This is a genomic window from Rhodocyclus purpureus (genome assembly GCF_016653115.1).
GTDB lineage: Bacteria > Pseudomonadota > Gammaproteobacteria > Burkholderiales > Rhodocyclaceae > Rhodocyclus > Rhodocyclus purpureus.
In genome coordinates this window covers 1-26,759 of the sequence record NZ_NHRX01000016.1, presented here as the reverse complement: position 1 = coordinate 26,759, position 26,759 = coordinate 1, and the positions used below count along the sequence as shown (strand labels likewise).

Annotated in this window: 24 protein-coding genes and 1 tRNA gene; 10 read left to right on the top strand and 15 right to left on the bottom strand. The window is 65.2% G+C overall.

Going from position 1 to position 26,759, the window contains the following annotated elements:
- Nucleotides 1-12 precede the first annotated feature (12 nt).
- Both CCR84_RS03025 and CCR84_RS03020 read left to right on the top strand, forming a co-directional pair.
- Complete coding sequence (locus CCR84_RS03025) at nucleotides 13-1,212, top strand: extracellular catalytic domain type 2 short-chain-length polyhydroxyalkanoate depolymerase (RefSeq protein WP_242508505.1); 1,200 nt, start codon at nucleotides 13-15, stop codon at nucleotides 1,210-1,212.
- A 58-nt stretch (nucleotides 1,213-1,270) separates the two neighbouring features.
- Nucleotides 1,271-3,184 (top strand): alpha amylase C-terminal domain-containing protein, encoded by a 1,914-nt coding sequence (locus CCR84_RS03020; RefSeq protein ID WP_201209466.1) that lies wholly within the window; start codon nucleotides 1,271-1,273, stop codon nucleotides 3,182-3,184.
- Nucleotides 3,185-3,211: 27 nt separating this feature from the next.
- Here the strand turns inward: CCR84_RS03020 and CCR84_RS03015 are convergent, their stop codons facing one another.
- The 4 genes from CCR84_RS03015 to CCR84_RS03000 all read right to left on the bottom strand — a co-directional run bounded on the left by CCR84_RS03015 (nucleotide 3,212) and on the right by CCR84_RS03000 (nucleotide 7,958).
- Nucleotides 3,212-4,078, bottom strand: a complete 867-nt coding sequence (locus CCR84_RS03015; protein WP_242508508.1) for a DMT family transporter — start codon at nucleotides 4,076-4,078, stop codon at nucleotides 3,212-3,214.
- Between the two features lie 488 nt (nucleotides 4,079-4,566).
- Nucleotides 4,567-5,655, bottom strand: a complete 1,089-nt coding sequence (locus CCR84_RS03010; protein WP_201209465.1) for an alkene reductase — start codon at nucleotides 5,653-5,655, stop codon at nucleotides 4,567-4,569.
- A gap of 97 nt (nucleotides 5,656-5,752) precedes the next feature.
- Nucleotides 5,753-7,282 (bottom strand): bifunctional metallophosphatase/5'-nucleotidase, encoded by a 1,530-nt coding sequence (locus tag CCR84_RS03005; protein WP_201209464.1) that lies wholly within the window; start codon nucleotides 7,280-7,282, stop codon nucleotides 5,753-5,755.
- A 100-nt stretch (nucleotides 7,283-7,382) separates the two neighbouring features.
- The gene (locus CCR84_RS03000; RefSeq protein ID WP_201209463.1) at nucleotides 7,383-7,958 is read right to left on the bottom strand and encodes a DUF4337 domain-containing protein; all 576 of its coding nucleotides are present in this window, start codon (nucleotides 7,956-7,958) and stop codon (nucleotides 7,383-7,385) included.
- Nucleotides 7,959-8,127: 169 nt separating this feature from the next.
- Here CCR84_RS03000 and CCR84_RS02995 point away from each other — a divergent pair, with 169 nt between their 5' ends.
- Both CCR84_RS02995 and CCR84_RS02990 read left to right on the top strand, forming a co-directional pair.
- Entirely contained in the window at nucleotides 8,128-8,487 is a 360-nt protein-coding gene (locus CCR84_RS02995) for a hypothetical protein (protein ID WP_201209462.1), read from the top strand.
- Between the two features lie 20 nt (nucleotides 8,488-8,507).
- Nucleotides 8,508-9,170: a glycine zipper family protein gene (locus CCR84_RS02990; RefSeq protein ID WP_201209461.1), complete on the top strand. Its 663-nt coding sequence runs from the start codon at nucleotides 8,508-8,510 to the stop codon at nucleotides 9,168-9,170.
- 58 nt (nucleotides 9,171-9,228) lie between these two features.
- Here CCR84_RS02990 and CCR84_RS02985 read toward each other — a convergent pair whose 3' ends face one another.
- The 3 genes from CCR84_RS02985 to CCR84_RS02975 form a co-directional block, all read right to left on the bottom strand.
- Nucleotides 9,229-10,581, bottom strand: a complete 1,353-nt coding sequence (locus CCR84_RS02985; RefSeq protein WP_201209460.1) for an FAD-dependent oxidoreductase — start codon at nucleotides 10,579-10,581, stop codon at nucleotides 9,229-9,231.
- Nucleotides 10,582-10,602: 21 nt separating this feature from the next.
- Nucleotides 10,603-10,917, bottom strand: coding sequence for a c-type cytochrome (locus CCR84_RS02980; RefSeq protein ID WP_201209459.1), 315 nt, complete (start codon nucleotides 10,915-10,917; stop codon nucleotides 10,603-10,605).
- A gap of 571 nt (nucleotides 10,918-11,488) precedes the next feature.
- Entirely contained in the window at nucleotides 11,489-12,631 is a 1,143-nt protein-coding gene (locus CCR84_RS02975) for a PEP-CTERM sorting domain-containing protein (protein ID WP_201209458.1), read from the bottom strand.
- A gap of 92 nt (nucleotides 12,632-12,723) precedes the next feature.
- On the opposite strand from CCR84_RS02975, the gene CCR84_RS02970 reads away from it, so the two are divergent.
- Nucleotides 12,724-13,068, top strand: a complete 345-nt coding sequence (locus CCR84_RS02970) for a hypothetical protein (protein WP_201209457.1) — start codon at nucleotides 12,724-12,726, stop codon at nucleotides 13,066-13,068.
- On the opposite strand, the gene CCR84_RS02965 is transcribed toward CCR84_RS02970, so the two are convergent.
- The gene (locus tag CCR84_RS02965) at nucleotides 13,032-14,345 is read right to left on the bottom strand and encodes an MBL fold metallo-hydrolase (RefSeq protein ID WP_201209456.1); all 1,314 of its coding nucleotides are present in this window, start codon (nucleotides 14,343-14,345) and stop codon (nucleotides 13,032-13,034) included. The genes CCR84_RS02970 and CCR84_RS02965 overlap by 37 nt on opposite strands.
- On the opposite strand from CCR84_RS02965, the gene CCR84_RS02960 reads away from it, so the two are divergent.
- Nucleotides 14,344-14,577 carry a hypothetical protein gene (locus CCR84_RS02960; protein ID WP_201209455.1) on the top strand — a complete coding sequence of 78 codons (234 nt, stop codon included), beginning with the start codon at nucleotides 14,344-14,346 and terminating at the stop codon, nucleotides 14,575-14,577. The genes CCR84_RS02965 and CCR84_RS02960 overlap by 2 nt on opposite strands.
- A gap of 490 nt (nucleotides 14,578-15,067) precedes the next feature.
- On the opposite strand, the gene CCR84_RS02955 is transcribed toward CCR84_RS02960, so the two are convergent.
- The gene (locus CCR84_RS02955) at nucleotides 15,068-15,559 is read right to left on the bottom strand and encodes a flavodoxin family protein (RefSeq protein ID WP_201209454.1); all 492 of its coding nucleotides are present in this window, start codon (nucleotides 15,557-15,559) and stop codon (nucleotides 15,068-15,070) included.
- Nucleotides 15,560-15,627: 68 nt separating this feature from the next.
- Complete coding sequence (locus CCR84_RS02950) at nucleotides 15,628-16,029, bottom strand: FKBP-type peptidyl-prolyl cis-trans isomerase (RefSeq protein WP_201209453.1); 402 nt, start codon at nucleotides 16,027-16,029, stop codon at nucleotides 15,628-15,630.
- Nucleotides 16,030-16,240: 211 nt separating this feature from the next.
- On the opposite strand from CCR84_RS02950, the gene CCR84_RS02945 reads away from it, so the two are divergent.
- The 3 genes from CCR84_RS02945 to CCR84_RS02935 all read left to right on the top strand — a co-directional run bounded on the left by CCR84_RS02945 (nucleotide 16,241) and on the right by CCR84_RS02935 (nucleotide 18,227).
- Nucleotides 16,241-16,570 (top strand): DUF2628 domain-containing protein, encoded by a 330-nt coding sequence (locus tag CCR84_RS02945; RefSeq protein WP_201209452.1) that lies wholly within the window; start codon nucleotides 16,241-16,243, stop codon nucleotides 16,568-16,570.
- 122 nt (nucleotides 16,571-16,692) lie between these two features.
- Complete coding sequence (locus tag CCR84_RS02940; RefSeq protein WP_201209451.1) at nucleotides 16,693-17,001, top strand: helix-turn-helix domain-containing protein; 309 nt, start codon at nucleotides 16,693-16,695, stop codon at nucleotides 16,999-17,001.
- 2 nt (nucleotides 17,002-17,003) lie between these two features.
- A complete protein-coding gene (locus tag CCR84_RS02935) occupies nucleotides 17,004-18,227 on the top strand; it encodes a type II toxin-antitoxin system HipA family toxin (RefSeq protein ID WP_207186195.1) in 1,224 nt (407 codons plus the stop codon).
- 447 nt (nucleotides 18,228-18,674) lie between these two features.
- Here CCR84_RS02935 and CCR84_RS02930 read toward each other — a convergent pair whose 3' ends face one another.
- From CCR84_RS02930 to CCR84_RS02925, 3 genes are all read right to left on the bottom strand, one after another.
- A complete protein-coding gene (locus CCR84_RS02930; protein ID WP_201209449.1) occupies nucleotides 18,675-21,626 on the bottom strand; it encodes a class I SAM-dependent DNA methyltransferase in 2,952 nt (983 codons plus the stop codon).
- Between the two features lie 88 nt (nucleotides 21,627-21,714).
- Complete coding sequence (locus CCR84_RS16675) at nucleotides 21,715-21,843, bottom strand: hypothetical protein (protein WP_274610770.1); 129 nt, start codon at nucleotides 21,841-21,843, stop codon at nucleotides 21,715-21,717.
- Nucleotides 21,844-22,019: 176 nt separating this feature from the next.
- Nucleotides 22,020-24,908 carry an adenosylcobalamin-dependent ribonucleoside-diphosphate reductase gene (locus CCR84_RS02925; protein WP_201209448.1) on the bottom strand — a complete coding sequence of 963 codons (2,889 nt, stop codon included), beginning with the start codon at nucleotides 24,906-24,908 and terminating at the stop codon, nucleotides 22,020-22,022.
- Between the two features lie 1,028 nt (nucleotides 24,909-25,936).
- Here CCR84_RS02925 and CCR84_RS02920 point away from each other — a divergent pair.
- Nucleotides 25,937-26,006, top strand: a tRNA-Cys gene (locus CCR84_RS02920).
- A 23-nt stretch (nucleotides 26,007-26,029) separates the two neighbouring features.
- Here CCR84_RS02920 and CCR84_RS02915 read toward each other — a convergent pair.
- Together CCR84_RS02915 and CCR84_RS02910 are read right to left on the bottom strand one after the other, a co-directional pair.
- Nucleotides 26,030-26,272 (bottom strand): helix-turn-helix domain-containing protein, encoded by a 243-nt coding sequence (locus tag CCR84_RS02915; protein ID WP_201209447.1) that lies wholly within the window; start codon nucleotides 26,270-26,272, stop codon nucleotides 26,030-26,032.
- 44 nt (nucleotides 26,273-26,316) lie between these two features.
- Nucleotides 26,317-26,759 (bottom strand): capsid cement protein (locus CCR84_RS02910; RefSeq protein ID WP_207186192.1); only part of this gene is annotated, 443 nt, incomplete at its 5' end.

Genomic DNA, 26,759 nt, shown 5'->3' with positions numbered 1-26,759 from the left:
AGGGAGCATAACATGAACACTGAACAGCCATTGTCGCAGGGTGGTTTCAAGCTGTGTCGACGAACTCCGGGCGTAGCTTGGCGCATGGCGCTGCGGACGCTTTTCGTCGCGCTCGCCGTCGCTGCCGGCGCAGCCTTGGCGGCGCCTCCCCTGGCATCTGCCACGGCATTTGCCACTGACTCGCCGCAGCCCTTGCCGGCGCTGAACATCGACATCGGCCAGACCTCGGTCTCGGGGATTTCCTCGGGCGGCTTCATGGCGGTGCAGTTCCAGGTCGCCCACTCGGCGATCGTCAAGGGCGCCGGCGTCGTCGCCGGCGGGCCCTACGACTGTGCGCAAGGCGACCTCGTCACCGCCACGACGCGCTGTTCGTGCACCGGGGAGCCGTACCTGAACTGCCGGGTGGGCGACGACAGTACCGACGTACCGGCGCTCTTGCGCACGACCGCCAGGCTGTTCGCGGCCGGACTCATCGACGATCCGGCCAATCTGGCGAGGCAGAAGACGCTGATCCTGGCCGGGCTCGAGGATCCGCTGGTGCCGCGGGCGGTAAGCGTCCAGCTCGCCGACTATTATCGCGGCGCGGGCGTTCCGGCAGCGAACGTTTCGACGGTCACCCTCGAACACGCCGGGCATACCTTCCCGACCAAGGGCTTCGGCAACGCGTGCGCGGTGACTGGCGATCCCTATCTCGGAAAATGCGGCTTCGACAGCGCCAGGGCCATCCTCGAGTGGATCTACGGACCGCTCAAGCCGGCCAGGAGCGGCAAGGCGAAAGGGCGTTTCCAGAAGTTCGACCAGCGGCCCTACCTCCCGCAGGACCCGGCGCCTGGCTTCGCCTGGTCGTCGGGGCTCGACAGCAGCGGCTGGGTCTATGTTCCGGACAGCTGTGCCAGGGGCGAGCCCTGCCGGCTGCACGTCGCCCTGCATGGCTGCAAGCAGGGGCACAGCTACCTGCCGCTGAAGCCTCCCGCCGGCGGCGGCCTCTACTACGGCGCGACCTTCCTGGCAAATGCCGGTTACGACCGCCTGGCGGACGCCAACCACCTGGTGATCCTCTTCCCGCAGGCGGTCTCGGTCCCGCTGCGCAATCCGAACGGCTGCTGGGACTGGTGGGGCTACACGAACCGCCACTACGCCGACCGGCAGGGCGTGCAGATCCGTGCGCTGCGCGCGATGGTCGATCGGCTGAGTTCAGGCGCCCGCCACTGAGCCGTCCCGGCTCCGTTCCCCGATTCGCATTCCTTCCATCCGCAGAGGAGACTTCGCCATGGCCGCTTCCCTCGATCACATCCACGCCCATACCCCGATGGGCGCCAACCTCGTCGCCGACGGCGCGACTTTCCGCCTCTGGGCGCCCAATGCACAAGCGGTGCATGTGCTCGGCAGCTTCAACGGCTTCGAGCCCGCTGCAGACAACCTGCTCACGCGCGACGAGCACGGGCACTGGCGCGGCTTCGTCGCGGGCGTGCGCGACCGCGACGAGTACCTCTTCCACGTCGTCGGCGCAGGCAGCACGGGCGCCAAGCGCGACCCCTATGCGCGCGAACTGCAGACGCCTTTCCCCGGGCGTTGCGTCGTCCGCGAGCCGGATTTTCCCTGGCACGAGACGGGCTACCGGACGCCGCGTTTCGAGGATTTCCTGATCTACCAGTTGCACGTCGGCAGCTTCTTCACGCCGAACCTGCCGCGCAAGGCCGGCACCTTCCTCGACGTCGCGCGCAAGCTGCCCCATCTCGCCGAACTCGGCGTCAGCGCCATCCAGCTCCTGCCGATCCAGGAATTCCACACGTCCTTCAGCCAGGGCTACAACGGCGTCGATTACTTCTCGCCGGAAATGGACTTCGCCGTCGCCGACGAGGACCTCGACCCCTATCTCGACCTGGTCAATGGCCTGCTCGCTGTGAAGCAGCAGGCGCCTTACCGGCGCGAGGACCTGCGCGGCGAGATGAACCAGCTGAAGGCGCTGGTCGATCTCTCTCACATCCATGGCATCGCCGTGATCCTCGACGTCGTCTATAACCACGCGGGCGGCGAGTTCGGCGACCAGAGCCTGTATTTCCTCGACCGGCAGGCAGGCCAGGGCGAGGACAACCGCAGGTCGCTCTACTTCAGCAACCGCGGTCACGCCGGCGGGCTGGTCTTCGATTTCGGGAAACCCGAGGTCAGGGATTTCCTGATCCAGAACGCACGCTTCTTCCTCGACGAGTACCGCGTCGACGGCTTCCGCTACGACCAGGTCAGCGTCATAGATCACGACGGCTGGCCGGACGGCTGGCGCTTCTGCCAGGACCTGACCGCGACGCTGCAGCACGAGCGACCGGGCGCGCTCAATCTCGCCGAGTACTGGGGCGTCAATCCCTTCGTCGTCAAGCCGCCGCCGGTCGGTGCCGGCTTCGACACGACCTTGACCGACGGCCTGCGCATCGCCATCCGCAAGGTGATCGCCGAGGCCAGCCAGCCCGACGAGCGGCCGCTGGCGATGGGTGAACTCGGGCGCAGCCTGTGGCCCGAAGGCTTCGCCGGGGTGTGGCAGTTCGTCCAGGGGCCGGAAAACCACGACCTCGTCTACCGCGAGCGCGAGCAGCGCATCGCCCGCCTGGGGCATCCGGACGATCCGCGCTCGTGGTACGGGCGCAGCCGCGCCCGCGTGGCCAGCGCGCTCAGCCTTACCGCGCCCGGCATCCCGATGCTGTTCATGGGGCAGGAGTTCCTCGAAGACAAGCAGTGGGCGGACGATGTGCACAACCATCCCGAGCTGCTGCTGCACTGGGAGGGTCTCGCCAAGGGCGACAAGCAGATGCTCGATCACCTGCGCTGCCTGCGCGAGCTGATTGGCGTGCGCTGGCGTCATCCCGGCCTGCGCGGGCAGGGCTTGCGCGTCGTCCATACCGACGACCGCAACCGTGTCCTCGCCTTCCATCGCTGGGTCGAAGGGGAGGGGCACGACGTGATCGTGGTCGTGCACCTTGCCACCTTCACCCGCAGCGACTATCGCATCGGTTTTCCGGGCGGCGGCCAGTGGCGCGAGGTATTCAACAGCGACTTCTACGAGAACTGGCCGAATCCGCAGGCGAGCGGCAACTGCGGTGCGGTCCATGCCGAGCCGTCGCCGCGCCACGACTTCGCCTTTTCGGCGGCGCTGGTGCTGCCGGCCAATTCGCTGCTGGTCTTCGCGCGGTGATGCTGCCGCGGCAGCAGTCTTGCCGCTTCAGCCCGCGCGCGGCGCTGCCGGATGTCGGCGGCTCGCCGCCCAGCTCAACAGCGAGAGCAGCACGAGGCCGCCGCCGACGAGCACGATGCCGGCGACTTCGGCGCTCCTGAATTCCTCGCCGAGGATCAGCCGCGACGAGAGGATCGCGACCACGGGAACGCCGAGCACCGACAGGCTCGCTTCCCAGGCCGGGACACGGTCGAGGATGTAGATCCAGAGCAGCCAGCACAGCGCCGTGGAGACGGTCGCCATGAAGGCGAGGATGCCGATGAAGGAGAGGTTCCATTCGGTCGGTCGCTCGGGCGCGAGCAGCGCCAGCACGACCAGCGGCAGTGCGCCGAAGAGCATCTGCCAGGCAGTCAGGTTGAGCAGATCGACCGGCGTCTGCGAGCGCAGGCGCTTGATCAGGATGGTGCCGATGGCCCAGAACAGCGCGCCCATGAGGCCCAGGAATTCGCTGAACAGGCTGGCGTGCATTGCCCAGGGCTCGATGATGAGGACGAGGCCGGAGAGCGTGCTCGCGGCGGCGATCCACTGTTTGCCGCGCACGCGCTCGCCGAGGATCGGCCAGCCGAGCAGCAGGGTCCAGATCGGCATCGTGTAGATCAGCACCGCGGTCTTGCCGGCGCCGCCTTCGACCAGCGCCCAGGTCTGGAAGATCATGAAGCCGCTGACCTGCGCGAGACCGATCGCCAGCGTCGGTCCGGCAGCGACCAGCTTGAGCGACCTCCCCATCAGCTTCAGCACGAGAAAGAGCGCCAGTGCGCCGCCGACCACGCGCTCCGCGGCGAAGGCGAAAGGCGGGGCGTAGACGAGGCCCTGCTTGGCGACGGTCCAGGTGTAGCCCCAGGCGAGGGTGAGCAGCAGCAGCGCTGCCGCGGGCAGCCAGCGTTGAATTCGGGGAGACAGTTCGGTAGCTCCGGTGAGCGTTCTTTGGGGTGAGTGAGGTGACGGGGACGGTATACCTGACTCAAAGAATCAAGCATAACGTCACCATCATGGTTCTTGATCCGGGCCTGCCTACCTTCCCACGCCAGCCGGACTGCACGGGTGGGAGCGGCGGCAGCCGCGAACGGGTTGGCGAAGCGTCACCCGTGGGATGGCGGGCAGGCCCGAATGGTAATGCAACAATTCGAGACCTGACCCCCGGGGTGTAGCATTCGCTTCAATGGCAATCCAGTTCGTTCTTCTGTCTCTGCGCCCTGCACGATGCGAGACCTACGCACTGGATCGCCACGCCCTTCGGGCTCGCGATGACGGGTTGCTGCTCCGGACAGCGTCTTTGGCTCGTCCCTTCGCAGTTTCACGTTAACCCGACCTGCGCAGCTTGGCCGCGAACGGCTTGGACAGCGTCAGTCGACCAGCGTCGGGTAGTCGGTGAATCCCTCGGCACCGCCGCCGAACAGCTTGTCGAAGCGAACCGGGTTGAGCGGGGCGTCCTCGCGCAGGCGACGGACGAGGTCGGGGTTGGCGATGAACGGACGGCCGAAGGCGACGAGGTCGGCCTTGCCCGATTCGACGGTTTCGCTGGCCAGCGCGCGGTCGTAGCCGTTGTTCACGATCCAGGCGCCGCTGAAGGCGCGGCGTAGCGCCGCGTAGTCGAGCTGTGGCACGCCTTCCGGATGGCGCGCGCCGCCGGTCTCGCCTTCGACCACATGCACGAAGGCGATCCCGAGCGCGGAGAGCTCGCCGACGACGTGGCCGAACAAGGCCTGCGGGTCGCTGTCGACCGCCGCCGAGCCGCCGAAGGTCGATTGCGGGCTGAGACGGACGCCGACGCGGCCGGCGCCGATTTCCGCGACCACCGCCTGCGTGATTTCGAGCAGCAGGCGCGCGCGCTTGGCGATGCTGCCGCCGTAGGGGCCACCGCGGTCGTTCACGCTGTCCCTGAGGAACTGGTCGAGCAGGTAGGTGTTCGCGGCGTGCAGCTCGACGCCGTCGAAGCCGGCCTCGATCGCGTTGCGCGCGGCGCGGCGGAAGTCGTTGATCAGTCCCGGCAGTTCGTCGTCGCGCAGCGCGCGTGGTGTCGAGGTGTCGACGAAGCCCTCGCGCGCGAAGACCTTGGCGTTGGCGCGCGTGCCGGTCGACGAGACCGGCGCCGCGCCGTCGGGCAAGAGCGACGAGTGCGAGATGCGGCCGACGTGCCAGAGCTGGAGGACGATCTTGCCGCCCTCGGCATGCACCGCGTCGGTGATCCTGCGCCAGGCGGCGACCTGCTCGGGGCTATGGATCCCCGGCGTGTCGATGTAGCCGACCGCCATCGGGCTGATCTGGCTCGCTTCGGCGATGATCAGGCCGGCGCTGGCGCGCTGGCGGTAGTACTCGACCATCAGCTCGGTGGCGACGCCGCCGGTGGCGCGGTTGCGCGTGAGCGGCGCCATCACGATGCGGTTGGCCAGGGCGATGTCGCCGACTTTGATCGGGTCGAAAAGTGAACTCATTCCTTGTTCTCCTTCTTGCTGAGTGGACGGATGGTCCTTAGAGCCTTTTGCGGCGGAGAGTTCCTTCCCGTCTTCGCCGAAGCAGCGCGTTTCCGGCTCAACGTGGCGCCACCGGGGAGTCGATCCTCTCTATCCTGCCGTCGACCTTCGGTGCGATCGGCGCCTTCGCCGAGGCGGCGGCGAGCGCGCCGATCACCTCGTCGGTCTCCGAGCGCGCGTTCTCCGGTGCGAGCAGGAAGCGCTGCCCGCGCAGCATCGCGTAGCCGTCGCCACCGCCAGCGAGGTAGCCATTGACTGCCAGCGAGTAGCGGCGATTTTCGTCGAGCGGCCGGCCGGCGACCTCGATGTCCAGCACGCGCGATCCGACCGGGCGCCGGGCGTCGTAACGGAAGCGCATCCCGGCGACCTGCGGGAAACGGCCGCTCTCGGCGGCGAGGTGCATGGCCGAGACGCCGTGTTCGAGCGCGGCGCGCAGGACCTCGCCGCTGATCTCGAGCTTCACGATCGGGTTCTCGAACGGGAGGATCGACAGGATGTCGCGCTTGCTCAGCGCCCCCGGGCCGTAGCCGGTGTTCGAGCGGATCGAGCCGCCGTTGAGCAGCGCGAGCTCGGCGCCGGTGCTGGCCCGGTAAACCTCGGCGATCCAGTTGCCGAGGTTCGTCTCGCGCGAACGGTTGCTGAGCTGGTGCGCGTCGAGGACGACCGCTGTCTCGCCGACCGGCTGGTCGAGCAGCGTGCCGAGCTGCTTCTCGAACTCGCCGACCGCCTTGGCGACGGCGGGATCCTCGGGCAGTTCGGCATTCACCGGCAGCAATCCCCAGTCGACGCGCTTCAACTTGTGCGTGTCGGTGTCGGCGACGAGATCGACGCGCAGGGCGTGCCGGGCGTCCGAACCGGCCTTGAACACCGGCGTGCGTCCGACCAGCGACTGCACGACGCCGTGATCGTGCCCGCCGAGGATCAGGTCGACGCTTCCCGACGCGGCCAGCGCGAAGTCCTCGTCCATCGGCAGGTGCGTCAGCGCGACGACGATGTCGGCGCCGCGTGCGCGCAGGCGCGCAGCGGCGCGCCGCGCGGCCATGAGCGGGTCGTCGAAATGCACTTCCGCCCCGGGCTTGGCACTGTGCGCCGTGTCGGGGGTGAGGACGCCGAGGAAACCGATCCTGAGCTTGCCGAAGCGGCGCAGTTCGGCGCGTTTCAAGCCGCCGAAAGGCTTGCCGGTCGCGCGATCGAGCACGTTGTCGGCAAGCCACGGGAAGTTCGAGTCGGCGACGCGCTGGCGGAAGACCTCCGGGCCGAAGTCGAACTCGTGGTTGCCGGGGACGGCCAGGTCGAGCTTTGCCGCGTTCCAGCCGGCGATCATCTGCCGGCCGCGGAAGGTGCTCGATGCCACCGACGGCGAGAGGGTGTCGCCGCCGAAGACGAGCAGGGTGTCGGGCGATTCGGCGCGCACGCGGTCGCGCAAGCTGGCCAGGCGCGCGAGCCCGCCGTTCTGCCCCCGGTCAACCGGACCGGTCTGATAGACGTCGTTCACGTGCAGCAGCGTGACGCGCTGCTCGCCGGCCAGCGCGATCCCGCCGAGCAGCGTGCAGCAGAGCACAAGGGCGCGGACGAATGGGTGACGCATGGTGTTCTCCTGCGCGAAGAGGCGCGAAGGGTGCCGGCGGCGCGTGCCGCCGGCAATCCGTGAAATGCTGCGAGTGTAACGCCGAAGGGCGTGCGCTGCCTCAGAGGTGCAACCAGGCCATCAGCCCGACTGCCAGGCCGATCGCGGTGGGCGCGAAGACGGCGCCGACCATCCAGCGCTTGCGCGTGAGCAGGGCGATCGCCGACAGCGAGATCGCGATCTGCAGCAGCGTCATCGCCAGCGCCCAGCGTTCATGGACGTGCATCTCCAGTTCGCTGGCGCGGTCCGCCTCGCGGGCTGCGGCTTCGAGTTTCTCGGCTGCGGCCTTGATGTCTTCCTTTTCCTTCTTGTAGCGCTCGACCGCCTCGCGGAACTTTTCCTGTGCCTCGCCGCTGGTCAGCGTCACCGACAGTTCGGCGATGTTCTGCTTGCTGCTTTTCGCCTGGTAGTAGTTCCACTGGTTCGAGGCGGCGGTCTTCTGGATCGCCGCCTCGTTCTTGTAGAGCAGCGCCGCGTTTTGCGCGTGCCCGCCGAGGTAGCCGAAGAGGGCGCCTATCGTCGACAGGATCGCGGTGAGGACCGCCATGCGTGAAGTGAAGTTGTCGCCGCCGTGCTTGACCGCGTGCTCGACTTCGTGGTCGTGGGGGCCATGTACGTGAAAGCCGTGGCCGGACATCGGTGATTCTCCTTGCTGCTTGTTCAGGGGGGCGAATTCTAGCGCTTGCGCCGGCGCGTGTTGCGCGTCGGCCCGCAGACCGTCACCGGCGGGACGCGCGTCGCATCCCGCCAACGCTATACTTCAGTCAGAACGGCGCGAGCGCGTCGTGACTGGAAGGAGGTCGTTCATGAACTGGACAAGGACTTTCGTCGCCGGGCTCGTCCTGTGTCTTGCCGGTGTCGGCAGCGCCCTGGCCGACCCTCATCACCATGGACATCATCATGGCGGCAGTCACGCCTACTTCGGGTTCACCTTCGGTCCGTACTGGGGGCCTCCGTATTACCCGCCGTATCAGGTCTACCCGCCGATCATCGTGCGCCAGGCGCCGACGATCTACATCGAGCAGCCGCCGGCGATCGCCGAGCCTCCGCCACCGCCGACCGCCTACTGGTACTACTGCACCGCAGCGAAGGCTTATTATCCCTATGTCAAGGAATGCCCGAGTGGCTGGCAGAAGGTGCCGCCGCTTCCGGCCGGTGAGCCCTGAGCAAACAAGGAGGCAATGAAATGAAATCCTTATCGACGAGGTCAGCGCCGCTGCTGGCCCTCTCGGCGCTGCTGCTGATCGGCGGCTGCGCGGTCGTCCCCACGGGCCCCAGCGTCCTGTCGCTGCCGGGGACGAGCAAGAGTTTCGACCAGTTCCGCATCGACGACGCCGACTGTCGCCAGTATGCGCTCGCCAGCATCGGCGGCGTCGGCGCCGAGCAGGCGGCGACCGCGGCCGGCGTCCGCAGCGCCGCGCTCGGTACCGTCGTCGGCGCTGCGGCCGGCGCGGCGATCGGCGGTCAGGAAGGCGCCGGTATCGGCGCCGGTACCGGCCTGCTCTTCGGCACCGTCGCCGGCAGCGGCACCGGCCAGTCCTCTTCCTACGACAGCCAGCGCCGCTACGATCACGCCTATATCCAGTGCATGTACGCGAAGGGACATCGCGTGCCGGTGACGGGTTCATTCACGCAATCGACGACGCCGACTGCCTTGGCGCCGGCTGCCGCCGTTCCACCTCCTCCCGCCGCGACTCCCACTTCCGCTCCCGCTGCCACCTCCGCGACGCCGTTCCCGATCCAGCGCCTCCCGGCAGGCGCGGTCGGCTCGGCGACTCCGGGGCAGAAACTCGAGCCACCGCCGCCCCCGCCGCCCGGCAATCCGCCACCGCCACCACCGGGGGTGTAGCCATCAGGGGAGCGGCATGCTTCATTCGTTTGAATCGAGCATGCCGTCCCCCCAATATTCAGGCGAAGCTGTCCGACATCAACACCTTGTACCAAGTGCTCATTTTCGAGAAATTCCCGGTCGACGGGCTGGCGGCCTCGGTCGGTGCACCCGGCTGGTTGAGTACGCCGTCCCAGGCGACCATCTTTTTCGTCGCCGGGTCGTATTGATAGACCACCGTCAGCCACGACGCACGCGTGCTGTCGATCGGCGAGTAGCAAGCCGAGTTGGCCGTCGGCGCCGGGTCAGGCGCTTGGTTCTTGAAGGCGTTGATGATCGCCGCAGCGCAGATCTTGGCTTCCTGGTTGCCGACGTGACCGGCCTTGGGCAGGGTGGTATCGGCAGCGTCGCCGACGATGTGGATCTTCCTGACCAGGGTCGATTCGTAGTTGAGGACATCCACCGGCGCGAAGCGGCTGCCCGCGGGAACCACCCCGGCGAGGCTCGCAATCTGCGGCGCGCGGTGGGGAGGAATGAGGTTGACGACGTCGCCGGCAAGCGTGCGCACGCCGGATACACCGGCGGGCATCATCGCTCCGGAGCCGGCGACATTGACGGTCACGCTCTGGCTGCGTCCAGGAACGCTCGTGTTCGATGCCGAAACGACTGCCGTCGACGGCCAGTACTCGAGGACGCCGGCCGCGAAATACGACTGGAACGCGTTGCCGAAGTTGGTCGGCTCGGCGACGATGCCCGGATTGGCGTCGAGGACGATGATCTTCGCGCCGGGCTTGTTGCGCTTCAGGTAGTCGGCGACGACGCAGGCGCGCTCGTAAGGTCCGGGCGGACAGCGGTAAGGCTTGGCCGGTATGCTCATCACGAAGGTGCCGCCGTTCGGCATTCCTGCAAGCAGCTTCTGCAGGTCGAGTGTCTGCTGGCCTGCCTGCCAGGCATGCACTACCGGCGCGGCGAGCGCGGCGTTCTCGGTCAGCGGCACCGGGTCGAACTGCACTCCCGGCGCGAGGACCACGCGCTCGCAGCTGAGCTGCGTGCTGGTCGGACCGTTGACCACCGTGACCGTGCCGCCGGCGTTGCTGCCGAAGCCGTTCACGGCGCTGACGGTCCCGGTGACCACCTTGACCCCGTAGGACTTCGTCAGGTTGGCGTAGGTGAAATTCAGCGCGCTGTAAGCGACCTGTCCGGTAATCACGAGGTTGCTCATGATGTTGGAGGTGTAGCTCGTCGCCGGCGTCACCAGCGTCACGTCGATGGTTTTTCCGCTCCACAGACGCAGGTACTTCGCCACGGTCGCGCCGGCCATGCCGCCCCCGACGACGACGACCCGCGGCGCCGCCGCCAGCGCCGAGAGGGGGAACATGGCCATGAGCGATCCCGCCCCCATGGCGCCGATGAATCTTCTTCTGTCGATCATTGCGATCTCCTCACGGGCCGTTCAGGGTTTGGGAAGCTTCGAGAAATAGAGCGTGATGCACGCGAGTTGCGCGCTCGTGTAGCCGCGGGCGTGCGGGTACATGATGTTGCCCTCCACGCCCTTGCTGCGCATCTCGTTCAGCTTGTTCAGCATGTCGAGCTGGCCGTCTCCGGCGAGCGCATCGAAGGCGCCGCTTTTGCCGTCGGTGCCGTGGCACTGGAAGCATCCGGAGGCGAGCAGCCTGCCGCCGTCGGCGGCAGCGCAAGCCGTCTGGGCTTGCGCCCACGGGCTCGCCAGGACGCCCAGAAGGGCGACCGCGCAAAGTGATCGTTTCATGTTGTCTCCTCGAATTCGGCAGTGCATTTCCAGCACCTTCGCCTGGGCATTCTGCCCGAACTGATAGAGACTCGCGACGAGTTCGAAAGTTGCACGACTTTGCTCAGCGAAATTACGGTCACGGTACGCGTAATGCACTTTGCACAAAGCATACCGTCGCGGGAATGGTGGTCCCGAGATTGGCCAAGATTCGGCATCGGGCCTGCGAAGAGATGTAAGTACTTCGGGTCCATCGTCACCGGATGTGCGTGCTCGCGCTGCTCGGCATCGGTCTCGCGGGGCTTGCGCTCAGGCGCCGCAAAGTGCCTGTCTGATCCTTCACCTCGGTTTCGTCTGGCGAAAGCGCTCCCATTTCGTCGCCTCGAATCCGGCACTGCATTGCCAGCACCTCGACACGGTCGTCGACGGCTTGGGCAAGGTGACAGCGCTTCCTTCAGCTTGCTCATGGATCCGTCGACCTCTCGCGACGAGTTGCGCAAGGCACGGTGTTCTCGGAGCAGCCGTGATTCAATCGCTCGGCAAAAAGAAACCCGACGCCTTTTACGCCGGGTTCTTCGGAAGCGCGGTCGATTCAGGCGGCGCTGCGCCGCCATCCGATCAGCCCCAGCAGCGATGCGCCGAGCAAGGCGAGCGTTCCTGGCTCCGGCGTCTGGTTGTCCGGAATCGCGTTGCCGGCAAGGAGGAAGATGTCGCCATAGCCGCCACGGTCGCAGGGTCCGACCACGCCACCATCCACCGCAGGTCCATTCTTCGGGTCGGTGCCTCCGAAGCAGCCCGTCCACACCTGAGCCGAAAACGTGTCATAACCGCTGGCTTCCAGACCTTTCAGGTCAAGCGTCGGGAAATAGTTGATGAATTCGACAGCACTGGAAGCGCGGTTGGTGATGATCAGATATCCGCCGCCCATCGTTGTCGGGCAACTCGTGCCATCCGGAGACGGATACGATACGACTGGACTGACGACGCAGATGGCGCCGGTGGTCATCGCAAAGTCACCCGCGTGCAGTTGTGACAGGGTGTCGGTGGCGAAATTCTTGGTTGACTCGAAGAGGGCCGGATCCTTGAACACGTTGTTCGGATCGAGTGCCTGTGTTTCGACAACCACATCAGGCTTGCTGCCATCGACGTCGCGGATGGTGACGGTAGACCAGATCGGTATGCTGCTGACGGAGCCCTGCGGGTTGTTGAAATCGAAGGCAATCAGCAGTTGGTGATAGGCACCGCCGAAGGTCAGCTTCTGATTGAGGGCTGCCAGCCCCACATCCCAACTGTAGGGGGTGTCGGCGCCGGTGAGCAGGGTGCCGTTGTTGACCGGGTCGTTCGCATCGCCGGTGAAAAAGTAGTTCTTGGTGCCGCCGTTGTTGGTGGTGAAGCCGTCTTCCGAGGGGGCGATCTGATCGCCGTTATACAGCGTCTCGCCACCATTGGCGGTGACCACTATCGATGCATGCAGACTGCCTTCATTGGCCGGGAACGAATACGGGTCGGGAGGGGGAAGAAATCCCCGTTCGGGATAGGTGTTGGCGAGGTAGTCCAGTACGCCGGTCGAGCAGGACACCAGGTTTCCGAATGTTGCACATGCCGCATTGGGAACCGGGTAGGTGTCGTTGTAGGACGGCAACTGCACGCCCGGTTGCTGGGCGATCGCCGGCTGCATTCCGAGCAGGGCTAGCCCAACGAGAGCCGCAGACATGCTGAGTTTAGGGGTTTTCATTGCGGTCTCCTTTCGCGCATCTGATGCGGGATTCGCATCTCCGCCGAGACTGATGCAAGAAAGGAGCCTGTCTGACAAGTTGCTGATTAAATTTGGAAATATATTTCTTCTTCTCTGATGCCGCGCTGGAATGGAAAGAAATCCGACACCTGTCCGGGCAGCAAAGTCCGGCGCCCCGGGCCGAAGCGGATGGCGTTGCCAGCGTGATGCTTTCTGACTCGTCGAGAGGCCAGGCAATGCAGCTGTGTCCGTCGGAGAGAGTCATGGAACGCGACGACGGCCTCTTCATCAATGCCGAGGTGCTGAAGTGCTCCCTGTTCCCGGTCCGGGGACAACCGAGGCTCCTCCAGTACAACTGCCATCCGATGCGTCAACTCGCTGCGCGAGCAGAGCAAGAGGATCAGATCTGCGGCACTTTGCAGCTTGTGGTCGGATAAGGCTGGGTGCACATGAAGCCCGCCTTGTCGTAATCGCAGGCCGGGATCACCTGGGCGAGCAAGTCCTTATCGAGTTGGTTGAGCGGACCCATGGGGCGATACGGGTTGCAGGTCTGCGGGTCGGCATATTTCGGGTTGTAGGTTCCATTGACCTGCCTCGGATCGGTCCACTTCGCCGACCAACTGTAGTCCGAGACGCTGGCGCGCCGCACCTGCATCGATCCCCTGCTGGCATCGATCACCATCAGGTCGGTCGAGATGGCCACCTCGCCTGAATACCAGGCGCGGATGTCTTCGAGGGCCCAGGCATTCGTGTCGTCCTCGGACTGGAAGTGAGTGCCGACCGCGAGCCGCGGCGCCTTGCCTTTATTGGCGAGCCGGTTGAGGATGTAGCCGAAGGCCCTCTGCGGCGTATGCGAGTTCAATTGGACGGCTTCCGCGTTGAGCAGTCCGGCCTGGTAGGTCGGGTTGGTTGGGTCGGTGATTCCCGACTGTTTCGACACCCAGACATCGGGATCGACGACGATCTCGCTGATGAGCACGTCGACGGGTTTCCCTGCGCTCGCGGCGTCGATGAGGAAATGGTTCGGCTTGGTGTCGCCGGTGAAGATCATCGACAGGCCCTTCCATTCGAGCTTGTAACTGATGGAACCGTTGCGATCGTGAATCGCCGGGAAGAATGAAATCTTGACGCCGTTGTTCTGGTAGGCGATCCACTTTCCGGCGTTGAATCCCGGGTTGTCACGCAGATACCTGCTGGTGGTCCAGCGGTTTCCCGACTCGCCGGTCTTCCAGTCGAGTTCAGTCGCGTAGATGTCGTAGCCGTCGGCCGGCGCCGCAGGCCCGCCCGGGCCGTCCTTCCAGCGAGTGCCGACGAAGCTCTGGCTTTCCGTGTGCCAGCGGTTCATCTCGCGGAAGTGATACGCGAAATCGAGAATGCCGTCGTCGAAATACTGCGGGTTGTGGAACTGGTCGCTGCCGCTGCCGTTGAAGAAGCCCGGATTGGGGATGCGCGAACGCGATGGTCCGAAGAGGTACAGCGGCGATTTGCCGTCGCCCTGCGGTCCGAAGCAGTAAACGTGGGTGAGGTCGCTGGTGTGATCGCCGTGCAGGTGGGTGAGGAAGATCCTGCGCATCTTCGACCAGGGAACGCCCATGGCCACGTAGTTGGACACCGATCCCGAACCGATGTCGAAAACGAAGCTGTCGCCGTTGCCCAGTTCGACGAAGAGGCTCATTCGCTGCTGCGCGCGGCGCTCGATCACCGAGGTTCCCATGAACGAAATCCGCATCGCGTCGGGGGCGACCGGTTCCATCCGGGGATCGAACGCCGACAGCTTGTTGAACAGGGCGTTCCTGGAGGACGGCGTGGCTGCGTTTGCCTCCGAGGCGACCCAGGCAGGCAAGGCCAGGCTTCCCAGCGCCGCTCCTGAAAGTTTCAATGCATCCCGCCTGCTGATCTCCGCACTCATCATCTTCTCCTTGGGATCGAGACTGCACAGTACTTGATGAACAAGGCTGCCTCTCACTCCCGGACGCGACCGGGAGGGATGGATGTTCGCTTGGCTCGCGCGCCACCTGCGAGACGAGTCAAGCAAATAGTGTTCCGAATATCCCATAGGCATTGTTTGCAGTGGCCTGCCTTAAGATTCATGGGCTTGTCCATTGCGCGCAATCGGGTGTCTGGTACCTTGAGCGCAGTTTGTAAGAAAACTCGACACCATTCACGGCAGCGTCGCCCTTGCTTCACAGGATGCGGGCATGCGTCAGGTCTTCTGCGGGCACGGTCGGTCCGCTGACGCTCACCGGATCGACCATCGACTGACCGATCGACGATCTGTCGAACCGGAACCGGAACCGGAACCGGCCAGCGGCCGACGGGCTTCATCTGGACGTGGTGGTCGAGAACGCCGGACTCGGCGCCCGAGGACCGCAACCGAGGTCTACGCTGGCTGGCGGAGGTGCCCCCTCGCCGCCTCGCTGCAGCGATGCCGATGGATCAGAAGATCGACAGTGCGAGCCCGGCCGCGAAAGCTTCGCCGAGTTCGGCGCAGCGGCGCAGTTCATCGGCGGCGAGCGATTTCTCGCGCAGGATGTCCACGGGTGTCTGCGCCCGGGTGATGACGATCAAGGGCGCCGCGACGGGCTTCAGACGCCATCCGGTGGCGATGCGCTCGATCTGGCGGACGGCGCCCGTGCCGTCGCTGCCGGCGCAGACCATGACTGCATAGGGGCGACCGTTGATCCGTTCGAGGGCAGGGTAGTAAGTGCGGTCGAAGAAATCCTTGAGCATGCCGCTCATGCTGCCGAGGTTTTCGGGAGTGGCGAAGAGGTAGCCGTCGGCCGACAGCACGTCGTCCGCGCCCGCCTCGCTCGCATGCAGCAGCGTGCTTGCCACCGTCGCCTCGGTCGCAGCGCCGGCAAGCGCTGCTTCCGCCATCTGGCGAGTGCCGCCGGTCAGCGAGTGGTAGACGATGAGCAGTTTTTTCATGTCCACGCTCCGGTAGTCGCTCTCCGGGAGCCGTCCAGTGCTTCAGATCGGCCCCGGGCGACGCCGCTTCACTTGCTGCCGAGCAGCTGTATTTCGAAATTCAGCGTGCTGTTCGGCGGAATGATGCCGAGATTGCGCGAACCGTAGGCGGTTTCGGGCGGGCAGCTCAGCTTCGCGGTGCCGCCGACCTTCATCTTCTGCACCCCCTGTGTCCAGCACGGGATCACCTGATTGAGGCCGAAGCTTGCCGGCTGTCCGCGCTTGAACGAGCTGTCGAATTCGTTGCCGTTCATGAGTGTGCCGCGGTAATGGACGGTGACCTGACTCGTCGCGGTGGGCGTCGCACCGTCGCCGAGCTTGATGTGCTCGATCTTGACGCCGGAAGGCAGCGTTTCGATCGGCGCAGCCGCATGGACGGACACCGTCGCCAGCAGCAGGGAGGCAAGGAGAGTCAGGGGAACAATGCGCATGCTCATACTCCGTGGTTTTGGATTGCGCATTCTAACCAACAGGACCGGTTCCGCCACCCGCTGCCGTGGAACAGGTACATTCGCGCCTGCCGCCGTGTGCGGGCCGGAAGGCCCGAAGCAAACTCGGGGACCTCCCCGTCAGAATTGAATTCCCAGCTTTTCGAGCCTTGATGCAACAATTCGGGACCTGACCTCATCTGAGAGGAGTTGCATGCCTGCCGACAACATCTACCGACATCCCGAAAACGGGGTGCTCGCCGTCAAGACCGGCTACTGCTGGCCGGGCTTCTGGTTGTCCATTATATGGCTGGTCCATCGCCGGCTCTGGCGCGAGGCCTCCCTGGTCGTGCTCGCCGGCCTCGCGCTGTCGCTGGTCGGGCACTTCCTGTTCGGGGACGACAACCTCAGGAACTCGATCTACTACGCCAGCTGGATCTTCTCCCTCTCGCTCTTGATCGGCCTGCGTGGCAACGCGTGGATCGAGAAGCAACTACGCGCTGTGGGCTACCGGCTGAGCGGGGAAGAGCCCTCATCGCGGTAGACGGAGTGCGCTTTGCCCGACGCTAAGCTGCCCGCGATGTCCTGATTGTGCTTGTCAGCTCGAAATTCAAGGGATAAGATTTTATCTCTTATTCGTTAAATGACCACTTTAGAGCCAACATCTTGGACTTTGCCTTTGCCACTCCCCGTGAAGTCTGCCAGGCAATCGGCGAACGTCTGCGTCAGCAGCGCCTCGTCCAGGCATTGTCGCAGCAGGAATTGGCTTTGCGCGCCGGGGTGTCGGTCGGTACGGTGAAGAACATCGAGGGCAAGGGACAGGCTTCGCTGGAGAGTGTCGTCCGAGTCGTTCTGGCCCTGGGGCTCGCCGATGAACTCGCAGGCTTGTTCCAGATCAAGCTTCGCTCGATCGCCGAAATGCAGCAAGCCGAGCAGGCAAAACGGCAACGCGCACCGAGGAGACGTTCGCCGTGAAGATGCTGAAGGTGATTTATTGCGGCTGGGGTGAGCGTTGGCAGCTCGGTACCCTGGCCGACAACGGCAGCGAGCTTCTGTTCGAGTATTCCAACGAAGCGATTCGGCAAAAGCTCGAGCTATCTCCTCGCCATCTGAAGTTGCGCAGCGCAGCCTATTCCGGCTTTCCAGACTACCAGCACCGCCTTCCTGGGCTGATTGCCGATGCACTTCCTGACGGGTGGGGAATGCTGCTGATGGATCGCTTGTTCCGGCAGCGGGGGCGAGCGTTGTCGACGCTGTCGCCCCTCGACCGGTTGGCATTCATTGGCGATCGCGCTCTGGGGGCGCTGAGTTTCGAGCCGGCGGACTGGGCGAGTCTGGCTGGCGCGGACCTGGAGCTTCTGGCGTTGGCCAAAGAATCCCAAGTGTTGCTTGCCGGAAAGGAGAGCGAGTCCTTGCGCCAGCTCGCGCTCCTGGGCGGCTCACCACAAGGGGCAAGGCCCAAAGTTCTTGTCAATCATGAGCTTGGCAGCGGCAGCGTCAGTACCCACCCGGATTCACCCGGAACGCCCTGGCTGATCAAATTCCAGGCATCGGGCGAGCACAAGGAGGTCTGTGCGCTGGAAAATCTTTACGCCGAACTGGCACGCGCCTGCCAACTCGACATGCCGCCGACGCGCTACTTCGACCTGGACCGGCGGCTCGCCGGCTTCGGCGTCGAGCGCTTCGATGTCGAATCCGGGCTGCGCGTCCCGCTGCATACACTGGCCGGCGCGCTGCATCTCGATTTCCGGCTGCCGTCGATGGACTACACGACCTTCCTGCGCGCCGTCCGCTTGTTCACCCACGATGAACGGGAAGTGCGCAAGGCATTCGAGCGTGCCGTGTTCAACGTCGTGTTCAACAACCGCGACGACCACTGCAAGAATTTTTCGTTCCGGCTGAACCGTGAGCGGCACTGGCAACTCGCCCCCTGCTATGACCTCACTTTCTGCGAAGGTCCGGGCGGCGAGCATTTCACCGACGTTTGTGGAGAAGGCCGCAATCCGGCACGCAGCCACTTGCTGCGCCTCGCGCGCGAGGGCGGCGTCGACCCGTCCTTCGCGGCGCAGGCGATCGACCGGATCAGCGAGGTGGCGGGAACATTCCGGACGCGCGCCAAAGCGCACCCGATCCGGTTGGCGACGGTAAAGCGGGTGATGGTCGCCATCGAGCTCAATCGGCGGCGGATGGTGGGCTGTTGACATCCTCCCCCGTCTAAAGGGGGATTCCCACGGCATCCGGCTGTGTCCTGCCGGCTCGCTTCGCGCCCTTCCGGGCGGCACCTCACCTCGCGTCGGGGCTGGGTTCTTGTTTCACCGCGCGGCCTGACTGCACCGGCTCTTCACAGGCAGCCACGCGGTGTCCCAGCGCCAGGATGTTGATCACGCCGACCACGTTGGCCTTGTCCTTGAACCCCACATTCGAAGCACAGAAACCAGGCCTGTGTCTTCCGGTTCTCCCCCGATATACGGCGCTGCACGGACAGATGCGCCTCGTTTGTCGCGATTCGGCATGATCGCGCTACTTTATCTGTCGCGATAGACATTCGATGTGGCGCGATAACGCAGTATCGCGCCACATCGATGCTGTCAGCGCGCTCAATGCCGCTGACGCCGAAGCCATGGCTGTCCTCGCTGCCCATCGTCGGTTCAGTCCGCCATCGGCGCTGCCGACCGCGCGAGGTTCAGTGCGAGCAGGCGGCGCAGGATTTCTTCGTCGGGCATTTCGGGGCTGTAGTCGGTCCAGCCGTAGGCGGCGGCGACTGCTGCGTCGAGGGCGCGGTGCGCGTGCGCGAGCCAGGTCGGGCGGGCGTTGTAGAGGTTGGTCAGCGTGCGCTTCTTCAGGTCGGCTTCGTGGCCTGGTTTGGCGACCGGGCGTTGCGGGAAGCCGGCTTTTTCCTCTTCCGGAGTGATTACCCAGTCGACCCATTCGGGTGGGTTCAGCCAGTTTTCGCGCAGTTCGTCGAGGCGTCTGGCGGCGCTGGCGATGGCTTGCGCGTGTTTGGCGGTCGGAGCGCTGTAAGCTGCGGCGCTTGTTTCGGTCGCGGCGCACGGCGAACTGGGGGCCGGTGGCGCCTCATGGTTGTCACAAATCGGTGCCCCCGGCCCCCAGCACGCCGTGCCACGCGGCGTCAGCTGTTCGGGGAAGGGGAAGGTCTCGAAAGTCGTGCTCGACGTGTAGCGCGGGCGGTCTTCGAGGCTGGTTCCGAGACGCAGTGCCCACAGTTCGTGGAAGCGCGAGTGCAGGATGCCGAAAGTCACGTCGTCGGCACGGGCGACGACGACGAGGTTCTTGTCTGCGACGATTTTAGACGGCAGCCAGACGAAGACGCGGTGTTTCGAGACTTCGGGCGTGGCGATGAAACGCGGAAGGCCTGAAATCGCCTGACGCATGTTCGGCCGTGGGCGGTGGAATAGCCACCACATCGCGCTGCTCTCGCGGTCGTGATTTTTTGCGCGTTCGGGCAGGACGTGCTCGGAGAGGTAGGCAAACGGCGTCTCGAACAAGGCCGCGTCGGCTTCCTTCGTGTCGGTGCCGAAATCGACGATCCAGTAGTCGCGGTTGCGCCGGGTGACATCGAGACCGTTGAACCACGGCTTGACGACTTCGCTGTTGGGGCGACCGTGCGGGTTGGGCAGTTTCAGCCAGTGCCGTGCGAGTTCACCGGGAATGTCGAAGGGGCCGGTCTTCTGGATGCCGAGATACGCGGTATTGGCGTTCTCCGGTAACGCGCGCGCCGTCGCGAGATTCAGCCCCTCACCGGCAGTCAAATCGGCGTGGATCGCGTCGACCGGCTTGCCGTCGAGCCGGCCCATCGCCGCCTCGGGTCTCCCGAAGCAGACGAGCGAGACGCGCACTGCAGCGCCTTCGTTGACCCAGGGTTCGTCGCTCCAGGCCTCGAAGATGCGCGCGCTGTCGACGATCCGGTCGAGCACCTTGCGATTGGCGCCGCCGCGGATGCTGTTGGTCGCGACCAGCCCGGCACCCGCGCATTTGCCGGCCGCGATCTGCGCGCGCGCCTTCTCGAACCAGTAGGTGACGAAGTCGGCGCCACCGGGGACGCGGCCGTCGTAGCGCCGGCGCAGGCGCTCGACGTAATCGGCGCCGAGTTCGCCGCGCATCATCTTGTCGCCGATGAACGGCGGATTGCCGACGATCGCGTCACAGTCCGGCCAGTCGGCTTCGCTGCCGTCGGCGTTCATCAGCGCGTCGCGGTTTTCAATGCGCTCAAGCGTTTCGAGGATCGGATTGCGGCGGATCGGGTAGCCGTGGCTGCGCATCCATTGCAGTTCGCCGATCCAGACGGTGACGCGCGCGAGTTCGGCGGCGTATTCGTTGATCTCGATGCCGAGCACGTTGGTCGGACTCGTTTCGATGCCGAGCGGGCGTTGCAGTCCGAGCGCTTCGGCGTCGAGGTTTGCCTTGTGCTCGATGTCCTTCAGCGCTTTCAGCGCGAGGTAGAGGAAGTTGCCCGACCCGCATGCGGCGTCGAGGACGCGGTAGTTCTTTAGCCGCTCCAGCCACGACTGGAAACGTGCCTGCGCTGCCTGCTGCGCCTTGTCGCCGGCGCGTCGGCTCTTCTCCAGATTGGCGGCGATGTCGGCGCGCGCGGCCTCCCATGCGGCGGCGAGCGGGCGCACGATCACCGGTTCGACTAGGCGCATGATCGTATCCGGGTCGGTGTAATGCGCCCCGAGCTGGCCGCGCTTCTGCGGGTCGAGTCCGCGCTCGAACAGCGTGCCGAAGATCGCCGGGTCGATCGCGTTCCAGTTGAGCCGCGAAACGCGCAGCAGGATGTCGGCTTCGTCGGTGGACAGCGGCAGCGGGTCGATGTGGGCGAAGAGCCCGCCGTTGAAGTGCGCGATGTCTTCGAGCGCGAAGTCGCCACCGTCCCGCATCGCTGCGAACAGTTCGCGTAGCCGAGAATCGAGCTTGTCGCCGCCGCGGCTCTTGTCGAGCAGGCGCTCGAACAGCCCGCGCGGCAGCAGTTCGGCGTCCTCGGCGAAGAGGCAGAACAGGCATTGCGTCAGGAAATGCGCTATGCGCTGACTGTCTTCGGCAGACGGAAAGCGCGTGCGCAGCGACTGCGCGAGTTCGGCGAACGCCCGCGCCGCGTCCTCGGTGATCTGGCGGTTGTCGCGCAGCGGGCGGAAGCGCTCGGGTTCCTCGAACAGCCAGCGCAGCTTGTCGAGATTTTCCGGCGTGCCGATGTCTTCGAGCCGGATTGTGTGCGTCTCCGACGGTGCGCCGGTGAAGTGTGTGTGGATGACGATCAGCCGCCGGTCGGAGACCACCAGGAGCGGCGGATTGTCGAGCGCCAGCGCGTAGGTCATCAACTGCTGCAAAGCTCGCGCGAGGTCGGCCCCCGGCGCCTTGTTCTCCCAGGCGAAACAGAAACGCTTCCAGACATCCGCCCAGCCGCGCCCCGCGCCGGTCCGCTGCGCGCCGCGTTCGAAACAGTAGTTGTCGGGGTCCGCAGGCTTCGGCTGGTCGAGCAACTCGCACAGGTCGAGGAAGAACGCCTGCGCGCCGGCGCGCTCGGAGAGTCCGTCGGCGACGCCGCCCTGGCGCCATTTTTCGATGAATTGCTGGGGTGTCATGGTTCGATCGGGGAGTGCTTTGTCATCTAAATCGCCGCGAGTACGTATGCGCTTGTCGAGGATGCTGATTGTATCGCGCCACTCACAGTCAATTCCCCATCAGCACGTAAGGCGCCCAGAAAGTAGGGGGCCGCAGGTCGGATTTGCCGTTCTCATCCTTGATCCGGCCATACAGCAGCGCCAACTGGGCTTCGCGCAGCGCTGCTGACTTGCTCATCGTTCGCATCTCGCTGGCGCTTCGTCCGCTCTGGCAACTCCAATCTCAAAGCAGCTGATTCGCGCGAATTTCACGCTGTCGACGACACCACCCGTCTGGCCAAATGCAGCAAGCCCCGGTGATTTTTCAGATCACCGGGGCTTGCTGTACAGGCTAATGCTTATAGGAGGGCTTTCTTAGCCGCACGCCCCCACCGCGCCGCAGGCCGTGCAGAAGTCGCAGCCGTCCTTCCTGATCACCGTCAGGTTGCCGCACTCGCTGCACAGCTTGCCGGCGGTCGGCTTGGCGGCGGTGCTTTCCTTCGGCGGTTCGAGGATGCCCATCTGCGTGATCGGCAGGCCGTTTTCGTCGAGGATGCCGAGCATCGCGTAGCGGTGGATGATCAGCTGCGCGAGGTAGGCAACGGTCGACGGCCAGGTCTGCTGCTTGCGCGTTCCGGGGACGAAGGCCATGAAGTCGCCGAGCGGTTCCGGGTAGTCGAGCAGCTTACGCAGCTTCATGCCGATCCACGCCGGGTCCATGACGCGCATGTCGAGCGACAAGAGCTTGGTGAGGCCGTCGAGCGCACGCGGGTAGTTGCCGGACAGCCACACCGAGTAGGGGCGGGTGACCCCGTCGGGCAGGGTGATTTCCTTCAGGCCGAGCACGAAGTCTTCGTTGGTTGCCGGGTTGAATACGTCGACGGTCCAGGACAGCGTGCCGTCGGTGCCGGTCTTGGGTTCCTTCAGGCTGAACAGCGCGTCGAGCACCGGCGTCGGACCTTCGCTCTTGAAGGTGCCGAGCTGTTCGACGCGGTACTGGATCAGCTGCGCCAGCGCGGCGACGATCGACGGCATGCGCTTCTGTTCGCCGTGCGGCGGGAAGGACATGTCGAAGCCTTCCTCGTTGGTGGTCCTGGCCAGCGATTCGAGCTTCAGCTTCAGCCAGCCGCTGTCGTTGGCGCGCATGTCCATCGACAGGGTCTTGGCGACGGCGCCGAGGCCGCGCGGTGCTGCCGGTCCATTGACCCAGACCTCGAACGGCCAGGCGTGGCCTTCCTCCTGTTCGACGTGGCCGACGAACAGCGCGAACTTGCCGTGCGGCTGGTCGATCATGTAGGTCCACGCCATGTTGCCTTCGGCTAGGTTGGGGCGGTTCGGCCAGCGCAGGCTGGACAGCACCGGGGCCGGCAGGTGCTTGATGGTCAGGCGGCGGTTGGCGTCGCCGATCTCGAAGTCCTGCGGCTGCTTCTTCTCCTCGGGCTGCTTGGTCGGCTCCACCGAGAGCACCGAGCCGAGGATCGCGTTCGGGCGGTAGGTGGCGAGCCCCTTGAGGCCCGATTTCCAGGCGCTCATGTAGAGGTCCTGGAAGTCCTCGTACGGGTAGTCGGCCGGGACGTTGACGGTCTTCGAGATTGCCGTGTCGATGAACGGGGCGACCGCGGCGACCATGTCCTTGTGAGCCTGGGCCGAGATCTCGAGCGCGGTGACGAAGGAGTCGGGCAGCTTGTCGACGTCGCCGCCGAGGTGCCTGTAGAGGCGCCACGCGTAGTCCTCGACCGCGTATTCCTTGAGCGTGCCGTCGGGCATGCGCTTCTTGCGGTTGTAGGTCCACGAGAAGGGCGGTTCGATGCCGTTCGAGGCGTTGCCGGCGAAGGCCAGCGAGATCGTTCCGGTCGGCGCGATCGACAGGAGGTGCGAGTTGCGCAGGCCGTGCTTGCGGATCTCGGCCTTGATCTCGGCCGGCAGGCGCGAGGCGAAGTTGCCGCCGGAGAGGTAGAGCTCGGCGTTGAACAGCGGGAAGGGGCCGCGTTCCTTGGCCAGTTCGACCGACTGCCGGTAGGCGGTATCGCGCATGAACTCGGAGATGCGCGAGGCCATCGCGAAGGCTTCCGGACGGTCGTAGCGCAGGCGCAGCATGCACAGCGCGTCACCGAGGCCGGTGAAACCGAGGCCGACGCGGCGCTTGTTGGACGCTTCCTCGCTCTGCCGTTCGAGCGGCCAGGCGGTGACGTCGAGCACGTTGTCGAGCATGCGCGTCGCGACCTTGATCACTTCGGCGAAGCCGGCGAAGTCGAACTCGGCGCGGTCGCTGAAGGCATCCTTGACGAACAGGGTCAGGTTGATCGAACCCAGGCAGCAGCAGCCGTAGGGCGGCAGCGGCTGCTCGGCGCAGGGGTTGGTCGCCTCGATCAGTTCACAGTAATAGAGGTTGTTGTCCTTGTTCATGCGGTCGAGGAAGAGGATCCCCGGCTCGGCATGGTCGTAGGTCGAGCGCATCACCTGGTCCCACAGGTCGCGCGCGCGCACCTTGCGGTAGACCCACATGCCGTCGTCGCGCTGGTAGGCGCCGGCGCGCTTGATGTCGATGTTCGGTTCGGCCCGGTGGATCAGTTCGACCTCGCGGTCGGCTTCGACCGCTTCCATGAACGGGTCGGTGACACCGATCGAGATGTTGAAGTTGGAGAGGTCGCCCTTGTCCTTGGCGTGGATGAACAACTCGATGTCCGGGTGGTCGCAGCGCAGCACGCCCATCTGCGCGCCGCGGCGGGCGCCGGCGGATTCGACCGTCTCGCACGAGCGGTCGAACACGCGCATGTAAGACACCGGGCCGGAAGCGCGCGACTGCGTGCCCTTGACCTGCGCGCCCTGCGGGCGGATCGACGAGAAGTCGTAGCCGACGCCGCCACCGCGGCGCATCGTCTCGGCGGCTTCGGCGAGTGCGCTGTAGATGCCGGGCTTGCCGTCGACGAGTTCGACGATCGAATCACCGACCGGCTGCACGAAGCAGTTGATCAGCGTCGCCGCCAGATCGGTGCCGGCAGCCGAGTTGATGCGGCCGGCGGGGATGAAGCCGTTTTCCTGCGCCCAGAGGAAGCGGTTTTCCCAGTGCGCGCGCTGCTTGTCGTCCTCGACCGCGGCGAGCGCCCTGGCGACGCGACGGCGAACGTCGTGCACCGAGGTTTCGTTGCCCTTGGCGTACTTCTCGAGCAGAACTTCTGCCGAGATTTCCTGCTCGGGCAGGGGGGCGATGGCCGGGGCGTCGGGGATGTCGGTCAAGGAGAGCTGCTGCGCGTTCTGGCTCATGGATTTCCTCTCTGGGTGTGATGAAGGCGCGTTCGCGCCGGTATTCGCGGGCTTGTCTTTGTCATGCAGGCGCCGACCAAGATGGGCCGCAGTGATCCCTTGGGGATCATTGTATAGCTGAATGGAATGCAGGGGCGCTTGTCGCGATGCCGTGCTGATTAGTGGCAAGACTACTACAGGTAGTGGTCCTAATCAACGTATTGACTATATATAGTCTTTCGGCTGGCATTCGGCAAGGCCGGAAAAGTCCGCGAAATCAGGGCTTAGGCTGTAAGCGGCCAGCAAGTTCTGACAGTTCAGGGAAACCAAACTTGACACCAGCCACGGCGCCGCCGTAGCGCTGGCAAACCGCGCCCGCTGTCCCCTTGGCCCGGCGACTGGCCCGCGCTCAGGATCGACACTGCTGGCCCGGCGCCGCTCTCCTGGCGCCGCGCTCCTGCGGACTGCACCAGGCGCTGACCAGGCGCCGCCGGGAGGGCGCCAAGCTGCGCCGGCTGCCGCTCGGGTGCGGTGTGAGTCGCGCCCGCTCAGGATCGTAGCCGCTGGCCCGGCGCCGCTCTCATGGCGCCGCTGGCGCCGCGCGCCTGCGGACTGCACCAGGGCGCCGACCAAGCGCCGCCGGGAGGGCGCCAAGCTGCGCCGGCTGCCGCTCGGGTGCGGTGTGAGTCGCACCCGCTCAGGATCGCCGCCGCTGACCCGGCGCCGCTGCGGCCTTGTTCCTGCACCAGGCGCCGACCTGGCGCCGTCGTGAGGCTGGCAGGCCGCGCCCGCTGTCCGCTTGGGTGATAGTATGCCGGTTGACGGTCGGTTGTCCGCCGATAGGTAATGGCTGGGCGCATTGCGCCGAATGATGCAGGTTCGAGTCCTGCCGCCGACCGTCTGAAACATTGGCCAATTGTCTGAAACGAGCGCGCGCCGTTCGCCTGCCGCCTCGCTCCGGCTTGCGGCACCAAGCGCCGACCTGGCGCCGCCGTGAGGCTGGCAGGCCGCGCCCGCTGTCCGCTTGGGTGATAGTATGCTGGTTGACGGTCGGTGTTCGCCGATGGGTAAAGGCCAGGCGCAAGCTGGTGGATGCAGGTTCGAGTCCTGCCGCCGACCGTCCGCCCTTCAAGTCGCCAAGTTCAGGCGCTCGTCAGCTTCTTGACCCAGCGGTGAACGGTTGAACGTGAGCGCCCCAGTTGTTGCCCGATTTCACCGGGGCGAATGCCCAAGCCCGCGAGCCTACGGATTTCTTCTTTTTCTGCTTGGTTCAGCCAGCTATGAGGCTTCCGGGGCGGAACCGTTGCGGCATCCATCGAGGCTGATTTACAGCGTAGCAGGTCGATATATTCGTCCTTGCTGATCGTTACACTTTCGCCGTTCATGGTGTTCGCGTTCCCCTCGCCTTGTCGTTCCATTGGATGTGGAGTTATCCCTTCACCTGGCCTTGTTTGAGAAGAACCGGGATAACGTCCCCGGAAGCTGTAGCCGACTCAACAGCAATGCCCGCAACTCGATTGTTCACGCCTGCGGCTGGCGCGGCCGTCACAGCCCGGCCCGAACTATCAGCAGTAACGAGATTGCCGCGCACGATCGCGGCGCCGGCTTCAACGTAGGCGATCCCGACGACGACGACGTCGACACGCTCGCCGATGGCCGGCGAGACATCCATCGTTGCACCGATAATCAAGTCAGTGGCGGCAGTAGCCGTCGTTACTTTTCCATCCACGGAACCCAGCTTGACCCATAGCGTTACACACAACTCGTTCAGCATGAACCGTGCGTGATGCCAGTCGCAAATCCTGCCCCCAGATTGAATCTTCCGGGCCACTTCTTGCATACTGATCGCCGACTTTGCGAAAGGATGGCGAT